At 51.3% G+C, this 13,923-nt stretch carries 14 protein-coding genes; 7 read left to right on the top strand and 7 right to left on the bottom strand.

Features of this window, described 5'->3' with window-relative positions:
* Positions 1-97 precede the first annotated feature (97 nt).
* Genes kdsA through hemA form a run of 6 tightly spaced genes read right to left on the bottom strand, consistent with a single transcriptional unit; the run spans position 98 to position 5,429 of the window.
* The gene (gene kdsA / locus M975_RS06210; RefSeq protein WP_064557981.1) at positions 98-952 is read right to left on the bottom strand and encodes a 3-deoxy-8-phosphooctulonate synthase; all 855 of its coding nucleotides are present in this window, start codon (positions 950-952) and stop codon (positions 98-100) included.
* A gap of 40 nt (positions 953-992) precedes the next feature.
* Positions 993-1,802 carry an invasion regulator SirB1 gene (gene sirB1, locus M975_RS06205; RefSeq protein WP_064557980.1) on the bottom strand — a complete coding sequence of 270 codons (810 nt, stop codon included), beginning with the start codon at positions 1,800-1,802 and terminating at the stop codon, positions 993-995.
* Between the two features lie 3 nt (positions 1,803-1,805).
* Complete coding sequence (locus M975_RS06200) at positions 1,806-2,195, bottom strand: SirB2 family protein (RefSeq protein WP_064557979.1); 390 nt, start codon at positions 2,193-2,195, stop codon at positions 1,806-1,808.
* A 29-nt stretch (positions 2,196-2,224) separates the two neighbouring features.
* Positions 2,225-3,055 carry a peptide chain release factor N(5)-glutamine methyltransferase gene (prmC, locus tag M975_RS06195; protein ID WP_064557978.1) on the bottom strand — a complete coding sequence of 277 codons (831 nt, stop codon included), beginning with the start codon at positions 3,053-3,055 and terminating at the stop codon, positions 2,225-2,227.
* On the bottom strand, positions 3,055-4,137 hold the full coding sequence (prfA, locus tag M975_RS06190; protein ID WP_064557977.1) for a peptide chain release factor 1: 1,083 nt from the start codon (positions 4,135-4,137) through the stop codon (positions 3,055-3,057). Before prfA ends, prmC begins: the two co-directional genes overlap by 1 nt.
* A gap of 35 nt (positions 4,138-4,172) precedes the next feature.
* Positions 4,173-5,429, bottom strand: coding sequence for a glutamyl-tRNA reductase (gene hemA, locus M975_RS06185; protein WP_064557976.1), 1,257 nt, complete (start codon positions 5,427-5,429; stop codon positions 4,173-4,175).
* A gap of 211 nt (positions 5,430-5,640) precedes the next feature.
* On the opposite strand from hemA, the gene lolB reads away from it, so the two are divergent.
* From lolB to dauA, 4 genes are all read left to right on the top strand, one after another.
* Entirely contained in the window at positions 5,641-6,258 is a 618-nt protein-coding gene (gene lolB / locus M975_RS06180; RefSeq protein WP_064558282.1) for a lipoprotein insertase outer membrane protein LolB, read from the top strand.
* Positions 6,258-7,127, top strand: coding sequence for a 4-(cytidine 5'-diphospho)-2-C-methyl-D-erythritol kinase (gene ispE / locus M975_RS06175; protein ID WP_064557975.1), 870 nt, complete (start codon positions 6,258-6,260; stop codon positions 7,125-7,127). Before lolB ends, ispE begins: the two co-directional genes overlap by 1 nt.
* Positions 7,128-7,249: 122 nt before the next feature.
* Positions 7,250-8,197 carry a ribose-phosphate diphosphokinase gene (gene prs / locus M975_RS06170; protein WP_008454180.1) on the top strand — a complete coding sequence of 316 codons (948 nt, stop codon included), beginning with the start codon at positions 7,250-7,252 and terminating at the stop codon, positions 8,195-8,197.
* 138 nt (positions 8,198-8,335) lie between these two features.
* Positions 8,336-10,042 (top strand): C4-dicarboxylic acid transporter DauA, encoded by a 1,707-nt coding sequence (gene dauA / locus M975_RS06165; RefSeq protein WP_064557974.1) that lies wholly within the window; start codon positions 8,336-8,338, stop codon positions 10,040-10,042.
* Between the two features lie 80 nt (positions 10,043-10,122).
* Here the strand turns inward: dauA and ychH are convergent, their stop codons facing one another.
* Complete coding sequence (gene ychH / locus M975_RS06160) at positions 10,123-10,401, bottom strand: stress-induced protein YchH (RefSeq protein WP_064557973.1); 279 nt, start codon at positions 10,399-10,401, stop codon at positions 10,123-10,125.
* A 275-nt stretch (positions 10,402-10,676) separates the two neighbouring features.
* Here ychH and pth point away from each other — a divergent pair, with 275 nt between their 5' ends.
* From pth to M975_RS06145, 3 genes are all read left to right on the top strand, one after another.
* Complete coding sequence (gene pth / locus M975_RS06155) at positions 10,677-11,261, top strand: aminoacyl-tRNA hydrolase (RefSeq protein ID WP_064557972.1); 585 nt, start codon at positions 10,677-10,679, stop codon at positions 11,259-11,261.
* Positions 11,262-11,397: 136 nt separating this feature from the next.
* Positions 11,398-12,489, top strand: coding sequence for a redox-regulated ATPase YchF (gene ychF, locus M975_RS06150; RefSeq protein WP_064557971.1), 1,092 nt, complete (start codon positions 11,398-11,400; stop codon positions 12,487-12,489).
* A gap of 214 nt (positions 12,490-12,703) precedes the next feature.
* The gene (locus M975_RS06145) at positions 12,704-13,879 is read left to right on the top strand and encodes a tyrosine-type recombinase/integrase (protein ID WP_064557970.1); all 1,176 of its coding nucleotides are present in this window, start codon (positions 12,704-12,706) and stop codon (positions 13,877-13,879) included.
* Positions 13,880-13,923: the final 44 nt, after the last annotated feature.

Here is a 13,923-nt window from a genome sequence, read left to right as displayed (position 1 = left end):
CGTTTGCCCCTCACCCCACCCCTCTCCCTCAGGGAGAGGGAGAAAACCGTTAATCCCCTCTCCTGGGGGGAGAGGGTTAGGGTGAGGGCTTTAACTTTTACTTGCTGGTATCCAGCGGCTCGAAGTTCTTCACCAGGTCATCAATGGCTTTGATTTGCTGGAGGAACGGTTCAAGTTTCGCCAGTGGCAATGCAGATGGGCCATCGCAACGCGCTTTATCCGGGTCCGGGTGAGCTTCGATAAACAGACCGGCAAGGCCTGTCGCCATCCCAGCACGAGCCAGTTCAGCAACCTGCGCACGACGGCCGCCTGATGCTGCACCAAACGGGTCGCGGCATTGCAGTGCGTGAGTCACGTCGAAGATAACCGGTGAGCCATTAGAAACTTGTTTCATCACGCTGAAGCCCAGCATGTCGACAACCAGGTTGTCATAACCGAAGTTTGCACCACGGTCACACAGGATAATTTGATCGTTGCCACCTTCGTGGAATTTATCAACGATGTTACCCATCTGGCCAGGGCTTACGAACTGTGGTTTTTTGACGTTGATGACTGCGCCAGTTTTCGCCATCGCTTCAACCAGATCGGTCTGGCGGGCGAGGAAAGCAGGCAGCTGAATCACATCAACCACTTCCGCAACAGGCTGTGCCTGGCTTGCTTCATGAACGTCAGTGATGATTTTCACGCCGAAGGTTTGCTTCAGTTCCTGGAAAATCTTCATCCCTTCTTCAAGGCCTGGGCCACGATAGGAGTTGATGGAGGAACGGTTGGCTTTATCGAAAGACGCTTTGAACACGTAAGGGATGCCCAGTTTCTGGGTCACAGTGACATAATGCTCACAAATACGCATCGCCAGATCGCGTGATTCCAGCACGTTCATGCCGCCAAACAACACAAACGGCAGGTCGTTTGCGACCTTGATGTCACCAATCTTAACTACTTTTTGTTCCATCTTTATCTCGCCTTGTTGGGAAATATTTAAAAATTTAGCATCAGTGCAAGATGATCTGTTTTTGCGAAATAGAGTTAATTTGCGCTTTGATCATCTCGCTTATCGGGTCTTCCGGGCACTGCTCAACAAAGTAGCTGAGATCGATGAGTGCCACATGTTCGCAATCGAGCTGAGCATATATCAAGCCACGGTCGCGGATTTCATAAGGATCTTCCGGGTTAAACTGAAGCAGAGCCTCGCTGGTACGCAGTGCCAGCTCCATCTGACGCTCTTCCATCAGCGCGGATTTCATGGTGTCGAGTAATTTACGCACCACTTCCGCGTTATCTGCTTCATCTAAATCTTCATCGAACAGCTCTGCGGTCGGCCCGACATTGCCCTTTAACCACACTTCCAGCGTGTGCTCATTGAGCGTGTCACCGTTGAATGGGTTGATGAGCCACATTTCACCGTCCATCCAGTCGCCGCGTAAAATCAGCTGCGTCGGGAAAATGACCGGCGTTAATGGGATATCCAGGCGCTCAGCTATCCACAACAAAATAGCGCCCAGCGACACCGCACTGCCCTGGCGTTTAGTCAGCACATTATCGAGCCACAAAGCATCAGACAGGCGGTAAACACCGCTGGAGTCTTTAAACCCCCAGGCTCCGTAGAACAGTTCGATTAACTTTTCGAGCTGCACATCCTGGTGTTGACCTTCGCAGATCTCTTCACGCGCCAGGCTCGCCAGGCTTTCCAGTTGTGCTCGTACATCTTCTGCCGGGAAATCATCACGGATCAACTGCGAGACTAAAATCATGCCCTCGCACAACGGCGCCTGATTGAATTCGAAATCGGCTAACGACCTCATGACTTACCCCAGTAATGGTATTTTTGTAGTGGCGAGTTTAATGATGATGTAAAGCACCACCAGCGCCAGCAGAAAGGTAAAACACCGAACTTGCTGACTGCGCGGGCGCTTGCCCAGCACGATAAACCCTAAAACGATATAGATAATAACGCCAAATAGCTTCTCAGTCAGCCATGCGCCTTGTGGCGTGAAGGGATAGAAATGCGTAATCATCACAAGAGCAGCGCCAGTGACCAGCAACACGGTATCATTCACATGCGGAACAATGCGCACCCAGCGCTTGTTGGACATGGCTGAATCACGGTATTGCCACCAGTAGCGTAAAACGAACAAGCTCACGGAAATGAAGACTGTCAGAATATGCAAATGCTTGAGCGCAAAGTAAGTTGCCATAAAGCTAGATTCCTTATTTCCCTTTATTTTTAAAGAAAGCGTCCTAGTGTCAGGCGGTCATTACCACCGTAATCCTGACAGCTTTGTATCTCGGTATATCCGGCTTGCGTAAACAACTCGCGAACTTGTGCCGCCTGAAGCCAGCCGTGTTCAAGCAGCAACCAACCGCCCGGTTCCAGGAAGTTTCGCGATGACTCCACCAGAACGAGTAAATCGGCTAAACCCTGGTTATCTGCCACCAGCGCACTGCGTGGTTCAAAACGCACATCACCTTGCGAAAGGTGCGGGTCTTCCCCGTCGATGTAAGGCGGGTTGCTGACAATCACCGCAAAACGTTCTGTATTGAGCCCACTAAACCAGTTACTTTGCAAGACCTTAACATTGGTTATTCCGAGGCGGCTCGCATTATCGCGCGCAAGCTCTACCGCTTCCGGGATCAGGTCAAGCGCGGTAACGTCGCAATCCGGGCGTTCGCTGGCAATGGCTAAAGCAACCGCCCCGGTGCCCGTGCCTAAGTCCAGCACTGAACATGCTGATGCAGGCATTCTTGCGAGGGCTTGTTCAACAAGGCATTCGGTATCCGGGCGCGGGATAAGTGTGACGGGGGATACGCGCAGTGGCAGCGACCAAAACTCACGTTCACCGACCAGGTGCGCAACCGGCTCGCCCTTCACTCTTCGAGCCAGCAAAACATCAAGCTGTTGCTGTTGTTGTGCTGTCAGTTCGGTTTCACCGAATGCCAGAATGAAGGTACGCGCCTTTTCAGTGACAAAGCCCAGCAGGATTTCCGCGTCACGACGCGGACTTTCACTTTCCTGAAGCTGGGCTATTGCCTGCTGTAACCAGTGCTTAAAATCCATTAATCCTGCTCAGACAGCGCAGCTAACTGGTCTGCCTGATACTCCTGCACGATTGGCTCGATAAGCGCGTCGAGTTTGCCTTCCATCACTTCGTCCAGGCGATACAGCGTCACGTTGATGCGGTGATCGGTTACGCGGCCTTGTGGGAAGTTATAAGTACGGTTACGGTCTGAACGGTCACCACTGCCCAGCAGGTTACGACGCGTTGAAGCCTCTTCCTGCTGGCGTTTAGCCATTTCTGCAGCACGAATACGTGAGCCCAATACCGACAACGCTTTGGCTTTGTTTTTATGCTGCGAACGCTCGTCCTGGCACTCAACCACGATACCAGTCGGCAAGTGGGTAATACGAATTGCAGAGTCGGTGGTGTTAACGTGCTGGCCGCCCGCGCCCGATGAGCGGAAGGTATCAATACGCAAATCGCCCGGGTTGATATCTGGCAGTTCCGCTTCAGGAATTTCCGGCATGACCGCAACGGTACATGCGGAGGTGTGAATACGCCCCTGAGATTCGGTAGCTGGAACACGCTGAACACGATGGCCGCCGGACTCAAATTTCAGGCGACCGTAAACGCCATCACCACTGATTTTTGCGATCACTTCTTTGTAGCCGCCGTGTTCGCCGTCATTGGCGCTCAGGATTTCGACTTTCCAGCGACGCGATTCAGCGTAACGGCTGTACATACGGAACAAGTCACCAGCAAAAATGGCCGCTTCATCGCCACCCGTACCGGCACGAACTTCCACAAACGCATTGCGTTCGTCATCGGGGTCTTTTGGCAGCAACAATACTTGCAGCTGCTGTTCTAATTCTTCGCTGTCGCTTTTCGCCTGGTTTAATTCTTCTTGCGCCATTTCACGCATTTCCGGGTCATCAAGCATGCTTTGTGCGGTTTCAATATCTTCCTGAACCTGGCGCCATTGCAGGAAACAGCGTGAAACATCACTCAACTGAGCATATTCACGCGACAGCGCACGGAAACGGTCCTGGTCGGCAATTGTGGCAGCATCACCAAGCAGAGCCTGAACTTCTTCATGGCGCTCTTGCAGGGCTTCTAGTTTGGCAACGATAGAAGACTTCATGGGCGGTGTTTCACCTTGTAATAAGAGTTTATTTGCTAATCCAGCCCGAGGCTGTTACGCAGAATCTGCAGGCGTTCGTCATCCCCGTCACGGGCAGCCTGCTGAAGAGATTTGGTTGGTGCGTGGATCAAGCGGTTGGTTAACTTCCACGCCAGATCCTGAAGAACGGTTTCGGCATTGGCACCCTGCTGGAGTGCGCTCAATGCCTTTGCAGCCAGCTCATCACGAACGAGTTCAGCCTGACTGCGATATTCGCGGATGGTTTCCGTGGCACTTTGTGCGCGCAACCACGCCATAAATTCACTGCATTCCTGCGCGACAATGGTTTCCGCTTCAACCGCGGCAGCTTTGCGCTGCGCCAGGTTGCTTTGGATAATCGCTTGCAGGTCGTCCACGCTGTAGAGATAGGCGTTTGGCAGTTTACCGACTTCGGGTTCTACATCGCGAGGTACCGCGATATCGACCAGTAAAAGCGGTTGGTTACGGCGGGCTTTCAGGGCACGTTCCACCATACCTTTGCCAATAATCGGCAAGGGACTCGCGGTTGAGCTGATAATAATGTCCGCTTCCTGCAAACGTGAGTCGATGTCGCTGAGACTGATGACTTCTGCGCCAACTTCGTCAGCAAGGACTTGTGCGCGCTCACGCGTACGGTTGGCGATAATCATTTTCTGAACGTTATGTTCCCGCAAATGGCGCGCCGCCAGTTCGATTGTTTCACCGGCACCGACCAGTAGCACCGTCACGGTCGATAAGGACTCAAATATTTGCCGGGCCAGGGTACAGGCCGCAAACGCGACAGATACAGCGCTTGCGCCAATTTCGGTTTCGGTTCGTACACGCTTGGCAACAGAGAAGGACTTCTGGAACATCCGCTCCAGTTCACTGGAAAGCGAGTGCCCTTTTTGGGAGTCGGCAAAGGCTTTTTTAACCTGTCCGAGAATTTGAGGCTCGCCAAGAACCAACGAATCAAGGCCGCTGGCGACGCGCATTAAATGCGTGACGGCTTCGTTGTCATGGTGCCAGTAGAGGCTTTTACGCACTTCCTCTTCATTGAGGTTGTGGTAATTACACAGCCAGCGCACCAGTTGTTCATGCAGGTTTTCCTGCTCTTCAACACTCAGGTAAAGCTCAGTGCGGTTGCACGTCGACAACACGACTCCACCCTGCACCATCGGCTGTTCAAGCAGGCTGTTCAACGCCTGGCCGAGCGTATCCGGCGAAAACGTAACACGTTCTCGCAACGAGACTGGAGCTGTTTTGTGGTTGATGCCAAGTGCTAAAAGGGTCATTGAGCGGTTGTGAGTAATACCGATGTTGATAAGGATTAACTCGGCGCATCATACAGGATGCGCGCAGTCAATAAAAGGGAGCCACCCCTTGTGAGGTATCATCGCAATTAATGATTTAAGACAACTTGACCGTAGACGACCTTGCCTGCCACCGCTAGCATAAACAGTTAACAACTAAAATTAATGAGAAGGATCCGCCGCCACTATGTTTATGACGAAACCCCGTCTGCTGTGCCTTGCGCCACTGGCAAGCCTTGTTTTGACTGCTTGTGTGACTCCTCAGTCAACGGGACCAGGCAAAAGTCCTGATTCTCCACAATGGTTACAACACCAGCAGCAAGTGCAAAAAATCACCCAATATCAGACGCGTGGTGCTTTTGCTTATCTCTCCGATAGCCAGAAGGTATATGCGCGTTATAACTGGCAACAAACCGCGCCAGACCGTTATCGTCTGCTGCTAACGAATCCTTTAGGAAGTACTGAGCTGGAATTGAACGCGCAACCTGGCACGGTGCAACTGACTGACCGCAATGGCAAAAAATACGTTTCTGATAATGCCGAAGAGATGGTGGGTAAGCTGACGGGAATGCCGATCCCGCTTAACAGCCTGCGCCAGTGGATCCTCGGCCTGCCGGGTGAAGCCACTGACTATAAAATTGATAACCAATATCGCCTGAGCGAAATCAACTACACCCAGGACGGCAAAACCTGGAAAGTGGTTTACAGTGATTATGACGACAGTGTGCAACCTGCCCTGCCATCAAACATGGAATTGCGCGAAGGCACACAGCGAATCAAACTCAAAATGGATAGCTGGACGGTTAAATAATGAGAAAGCGTTGGCCATCACCGGCAAAACTGAACCTTTTTTTGTATATCACTGGCCGTCGCGAAGATGGCTATCATAATTTACAAACTTTATTTCAGTTCCTCGATTATGGCGACACCATCATTATCGAGCCCAGAAATGACGGCCAGATTTGCTTAGCTACGTCTATCGAAGGGGTGCCGGATGAAGAGAATTTAATTGTCCGCGCCGCCCGATTATTGCAAGACACGGCGTTGCTGATGGGCTCATTACCCCAGGGCGCTGGAGCCGACATCAGCGTTGAAAAACAGCTACCAATGGGCGGCGGTTTGGGTGGGGGTTCGTCAAACGCGGCAACCGTTCTGGTGGCGCTCAACCATATCTGGAACACCGGCCTGACTGAAGATCAGCTGGCGGCACTTGGTGTCACCCTCGGTGCAGATGTACCTGTTTTCGTCAGAGGATTTGCCGCCTTTGCAGAAGGGGTTGGTGAGAAACTTACGCCCGTCTCCCCGGCTGAAAAATGGTACCTGGTTGCCCATCCGGGTGTCAGCATCCCGACACCGGTCATTTTTAAAGATCCAGAGCTTCCAAGAAATACCCCGGTTAGATCAATTGACACGTTATTAAACTGTGAATTTGGTAATGATTGTGAGGTTATCGCAAGAAAACGTTTTCGTAAGGTTGATGAGCTGCTTTCCTGGCTGTTAGAATACGCGCCGTCGCGCCTGACCGGCACCGGCGCTTGTGTGTTTGCTGAATTTGACACCGAGAACGCTGCCCGCCAGGTGCTTAAGCAAGCCCCGGAATGGCTGCATGGGTTTGTTGCGCGAGGCGTTAATGTCTCCCCGCTGCATCAGGCCATATCCGGGCAAGCTGAGTATTGGTGACAACGTCACCTTGTTTCAGACGTTGCATCAAGCTCTTTATACACCGCCTGGATGGCGCTACCCCGCCCGCATAAGCTGCGGTAGTACCATCCGCCACTGGACGCATGCCTGAGGTTTTTCTCGTGCCTGATATGAAGCTTTTTGCTGGTAACGCCACCCCGGAACTAGCACAACGTATTGCCAACCGCCTGTACACCTCCCTTGGTGACGCCGCCGTCGGTCGTTTTAGCGACGGAGAAGTAAGCGTACAAATCAACGAAAATGTACGCGGTGGTGATATTTTCATCATCCAGTCCACCTGTGCACCAACCAATGACAACTTAATGGAATTGGTTGTAATGGTAGACGCCCTGCGCCGTGCTTCTGCAGGTCGTATCACCGCTGTTATCCCTTACTTTGGTTATGCTCGTCAGGACCGCCGTGTGCGTTCCGCCCGTGTGCCAATCACCGCGAAAGTGGTTGCTGACTTCCTCTCAAGTGTTGGGGTTGACCGTGTTCTTACCGTGGACTTGCACGCAGAACAGATTCAGGGCTTCTTCGATGTTCCTGTAGATAACGTCTTCGGTAGCCCAATCCTGCTGGAAGATATGCTGCAAATCGGCCTGGAAAACCCAATCGTGGTTTCTCCGGATATCGGTGGCGTTGTGCGTGCTCGTGCTATCGCAAAACTGCTCAACGATACCGACATGGCTATCATCGACAAACGTCGTCCTCGCGCTAACGTTTCTCAGGTTATGCATATCATCGGTGATGTTTCTGGCCGTGATTGCGTACTGGTAGACGATATGATCGATACCGGCGGTACTCTGTGTAAAGCAGCTGAAGCGCTGAAAGAGCGTGGTGCTAAACGTGTGTTCGCTTACGCAACTCACCCGATCTTCTCTGGCAATGCGGTTCACAACCTGCGTAACTCCGTAATCGACGAAGTTATTGTTTGTGACACCATTCCATTGTCTGATGAAATCAAAGCACTGCCAAATGTCCGCACCCTGACGCTGTCCGGTATGCTGGCTGAAGCAATTCGCCGTATCAGTAATGAAGAATCAATCTCTGCGATGTTCGAGCACTAATCGAACTCGCTTAAAAAAACCCGCTACGGCGGGTTTTTTCTTTTTGTAGAACGCAAAGCCACCAGGTCGCTGTAGCAAGGTCGCTACGGCACTCAGTCAGCAGCATGTAATTAAGTTTAGCCTCCTTCACCTGCCTTAATGACAGATGATGCGCTCACGGATGGAATCAAAGTGAAAAACGTATCTTCTTCTGTATTACCTTTTCGCGCTCTGGTAGACGCTTGTTGGCGCGAGAAATACACGCTTTCCCGTTTTAGCCGCGACATTATTGCCGGCATCACCGTCGGGATTATTGCCATTCCCCTGGCGATGGCGTTAGCTATCGCCAGCGGTGTGGCGCCACAGTACGGCCTTTATACATCTGCTATCGCCGGGATTGTTATCGCGTTAAGCGGGGGTTCACGCTTTAGTGTTTCCGGGCCGACCGCCGCATTCGTGGTTATCCTCTACCCTGTCGCTCAGCAGTTCGGTCTTGCCGGTTTGCTTATCGCCACCTTGATGTCTGGCGTGTTTCTCATACTGTTTGGTCTGGCGCGATTTGGCCGCCTGATTGAATACATCCCCCTTTCCGTGACGCTCGGTTTTACCTCCGGGATCGGGATTACCATCGCGACTATGCAGGTGAAAGATTTCTTTGGCCTGACGCTGGCACATGTACCGGAACACTATCTGGATAAAGTGGCAGCACTGGCTATGGCAATGCCGACAATTAATCCTGGTGATGCGGCAATTGGCGTTGTGACACTCGGCGTGTTGATTCTCTGGCCGCGTCTGGGTATTCGTTTACCCGGCCATTTACCGGCACTGCTGGCCGGTTGCGCGACGATGGCCATGGTTCATGCGGCAGGTTTCGATGTGGCAACCATCGGCTCACGCTTCCATTACGTGTTGGCAGATGGCACTCAGGGCAACGGCATTCCACAATTGTTGCCGCAACTCATGCTGCCGTGGAACATTCCTGATTCTAACTTCACGCTAAGCTGGGATTCCTTAAGCGCCCTGCTTCCCGCAGCATTTTCGATGGCGATGCTTGGCGCGATCGAATCGCTGCTGTGCGCTGTCGTGTTAGACGGCATGACTGGCACCAAACACAACGCCAACAGCGAACTGATTGGCCAGGGGCTGGGCAATATTATTGCGCCATTCTTTGGTGGGATTACCGCCACGGCGGCTATTGCTCGTTCAGCGGCCAACGTGCGTGCTGGCGCAACCTCACCGATGGCGGCTGTGATTCACGCATTACTGGTGATTATGGCGCTGCTGGTGCTGGCACCGCTGCTCTCGTGGTTGCCGCTTTCGGCCATGGCGGCCCTGCTGCTGATGGTGGCGTGGAATATGAGCGAGGCGCATAAAGTGGTAAGCCTGCTGCGCCGTGCGCCAAAAGACGACATCATTGTGATGCTTATCTGCATGTCACTGACCGTACTTTTCGACATGGTCATAGCGATAAGCGTCGGGATCGTGCTGGCATCGTTGCTGTTTATGCGCCGTATCGCGCGCATGACTCGCCTTGCGCCGGTGAACATCCCCACACCTGAAGGCGTACTGGCATTGCGCGTGACCGGGCCACTGTTTTTTGCCGCCGCTGAAGGTTTGTTTAATGACCTTGCCCAACGTGTAGAACAAAACCACCTGATTATTCTGCAATGGGATGCCGTGCCCGTTCTGGATGCCGGTGGGCTTGATGCGTTTGTGCGTTTTGTAGAAAAAATGCCGGAGGGTTGCGAGTTGCGAGTGACTAACCTGGAGTTTCAGCCGCTAAAAACGCTGGCTCGCGGAGGTGTTCAGCCGATTGCTGGTCGTCTGGCTTTCTTCCCGGATGTTCAGTCAGCACTGGCTGCGTAGTCATTTTTTGCCCAAAAAAACGGTTCCTGAACAGAACCGTTTTTACACTTATTTCCTACTAATGTTTAGTACGAAAAGTATTAACTGTGGCGATGGCTATCATTACGACGGCAACGTTTATCAAAGTGGCGGATCCACCAGTAACGGTCGCCCACTTGTTCGTGTCCACCAACGCGCGCGCCGGCCAGCCAAAGCACTGCGCCAACGAAAATGCTCAATACGGCACCATGAGCGAAATATTGCGGGAAGTTGAATTGAGGGAGTTGGTTTAAAATGGAATAACCAACACCACCTACCATAACGACAAGCCCCAACCCCATGAAAATGTTGCCGAGTAACGAAGCGTTTTTGCGTTTCATATGTCACCTCTGGGTGTTCCTGGGTCGGCGGGGAAAATCCCCATTCCTTGTGTGTAAAGTATAGACAACACCGCTCCGAATTATGTGCGTGGGCGATCACAATTACGAATGAAAGGTCTACAAATATTTACAAATAACTCGCTGAATAGCATCAAATTCTAATGGTTTTCATAATGAACTATTCAGTAATTCAATGGTTGCAGCAATGTGACTTTGTCATCGTGCCGGGAGCACAGTAAACTACGCGGCTCTGGTCTGTTTTCAGGATATTAAACGTGAGTATTAAATTAATAGTTGGCCTGGCAAACCCAGGTGCGGAATATGCGGCAACCCGCCATAACGCAGGCGCCTGGTATGTGGATTTGCTGGCCCAGCGCCATAACCAGTCGCTTAAAGAAGAAAGTAAATTCTTCGGCTACACGGCGCGCATAAACCTTGCCGGAGAAGATGTTCGCCTGTTAGTGCCAACCACGTTTATGAACCTTAGCGGTAAAGCGGTCGGCGCGATGGCGACATTCTTCCGCATCGCACCCGATGAAATTCTGGTCGCCCATGATGAGTTAGATCTCCCGCCAGGTGTCGCAAAATTTAAACTCGGCGGCGGCCATGGCGGCCATAATGGCCTGAAAGATATCATCAGCAAATTGGGCAATAACCCTAACTTTCACCGCTTACGCATTGGAATCGGCCATCCAGGCGATAAAAACAAAGTTGTCGGTTTCGTGCTGGGTAAACCGCCGCTGAGCGAGCAAAAGCTCATTGATGATGCGGTAGACGAAGCGGCACGCTGCACCGAAGTCTGGCTAAAAGAGGGTTTGACCAAAGCGACCAACCGTCTGCATACCTTTAAGGCGCAATAGCACCTGAGCGGCAGCAAACCTGGATTTCTGCGCCCGTTATATGCCTTTTGCGTGTATAATGGGGAAAGTTATGATCATTTTATCAATGAGGCATCAACAACTCATTGAATATCAAGTAATTAAGGTGAATTAAACCATGGGATTCAAATGCGGTATCGTCGGCTTGCCGAACGTTGGTAAATCAACCCTGTTCAACGCGCTCACCAAAGCGGGAATCGAAGCTGCAAACTTCCCGTTCTGTACCATTGAGCCGAACACTGGTGTGGTACCAATGCCGGACCCTCGTCTGGATAAATTAGCCGAAATCGTTAAACCACAGCGTATTCTGCCTACCACCATGGAATTCGTGGATATCGCCGGTCTGGTAAAAGGTGCGTCCAAAGGTGAAGGTCTGGGTAACCAGTTCCTGACCAACATCCGTGAAACCGAAGCTATCGGCCACGTTGTACGTTGTTTTGAAAACGACAACATTATCCACGTGAACAACAAAGTCGATCCAGCTGATGACATCGACGTCATCAACACTGAACTGGCACTTTCGGATCTGGATACGTGTGAGCGTGCAATTCACCGTGTGCAGAAGAAAGCTAAAGGCGGCGATAAAGACGCAAAAGCTGAACTGGCTGCACTGGAAAAATGCCTGCCACAGCTTGAGAACGCCGGTATGCTGCGTGCCCTTCCTCTGACTGAAGAAGACAAAGCCGCAATCAAATACCTGAGCTTCCTGACGCTGAAACCAACAATGTACATCGCGAACGTCAACGAAGACGGTTACGAAAACAACCCATACCTCGACAAAGTGCGTGAAATCGCTGCTGCCGAAGGTTCTGTGGTTGTTGCAGTGTGTGCCGCTGTTGAGTCTGACATTGCTGAACTCGACGATGCTGACCGTGATGAATTCATGGCAGAAATGGGCCTGGAAGAACCAGGTCTGAACCGCGTAATCCGCGCGGGTTACGAGCTGCTGAACCTGCAAACTTACTTCACCGCTGGCGTGAAAGAAGTTCGTGCATGGACTATCCCTGTTGGTGCAACCGCTCCACAAGCCGCAGGTAAAATCCACACTGACTTCGAAAAAGGCTTCATCCGTGCTCAGACCATCGCGTACGAAGACTTCATCACCTACAAAGGTGAGCAAGGCGCGAAAGAAGCAGGCAAGATGCGTGCAGAAGGCAAAGACTACATCGTGAAAGATGGCGATGTTATGAACTTCCTGTTCAACGTCTAAATAGCTTCTATTGTCTCATGAGATCTCACTGCATCTCATGAAGAATAACAAACCCCATAAAATCCACGCATTTGCGTGGATTTTTGTTTTCATGACGTCTCATACAATCTCGCTACAACGCAGCTAAAAATGAGTACAGGCATGAGTACAATCAGTTTCCATCTTTATTTTAGGTGAGTACAATAGCGGTATAGTAAATAGTCAAGGACTCGCTATGCTCACTGATACGCAATGCCGCACGGCCAAGCCGAAAGAAAAACTCTATCGGCTCAATGACTTCAACGGTCTCTATCTCGAAGTGAAACCCAATGGCAAAAAAGCATGGCGCTATCGGTTTAAACTCAACGGTAAATCCAGCATGTTTGCGTTGGGCGAGTATCCAGCGGTAAAACTCGCCGAAGCGCGAGAGAAATGCGAGCAAGCACGTAAGCAAGTCGCAGATGGAGTTAGCCCGACACAAGCTCGTCAGTTAGAAAAGATCCGTAAGGTCAACGACGCATCCAACACCTTTGAGCTTATCGCTAAAGAGTGGTTGCAGATGAAAGATTGGGCAGAAATCACCAAAACACGTCGCCTTGATATGCTGGAACGTGTTGTATTCCCGGCAATTGGTAAACTCCCGATCAGAGAGATAACCCCACATCATATTTTAAAAATACTACAAGAAACAGCAAAGCGTGGTGCACCGACCGTTGCTGCTGAAGCCCGACGCACAATCTCATCTGTCTTTGAGTTAGCTGTAGCGACTCTTAGGGCAGATAGCGATCCCGTCTGGCCTGTTCGTAAAGCACTTCCAGCAAATAAGACACAGCACAAGCAAGCCTTAAATCAACAACAAATCGGGAAACTGCTGATAAGTTTTGATAACAGCCGAGGTACATATCAGGTTAACTATTGCATGTGGCTGATGTGGTGGACGCTGGCAAGACCAACCGAAGTCACTGAAGCGGAATGGTCTGAATTCGATCTTGATAAAGCATTGTGGACCATTCCCGCAACGCGAATGAAAGCCCGCAGAGAACATCTTATTCCCCTTCCCTCTCAAGCCATTAAAATGCTCAGAACCCTCCATGGTTTGACAGGACATCGGCAGCACCTATTTCCGGGACGAGATAACCCACGCGGCCCTATGACATCGCACTCGTTGCGTCAGCTTCTCAAGAGCCTTGACTGGAGTGGTACATACAGCCCGCATGCAACAAGAACCACTGGCAGCACACGCTTGAATGAAATGGGATACCGACCTGATGCTATTGAAGCGCAATTGGCCCATGCTGATACAAATAATGTACGCCGTACGTACAATCATGCGACTTACCTTGATGAGCGTAAAGTGATGATGCAGGACTGGGCGGATAAGCTTGATGGGTGGATATTAGAGCTCAATTAATTTGTACTAACTCGTTCTTATTCTGCCACCCTTGCGACTCTGAT

The sequence above is a fragment of the Buttiauxella brennerae ATCC 51605 genome, from assembly GCF_001654925.1.
In the GTDB taxonomy this organism is placed as follows: domain Bacteria; phylum Pseudomonadota; class Gammaproteobacteria; order Enterobacterales; family Enterobacteriaceae; genus Buttiauxella; species Buttiauxella brennerae.
Note: the sequence above shows the minus strand (reverse complement) of the source record. Positions and strands in the feature narration are given on the sequence as shown.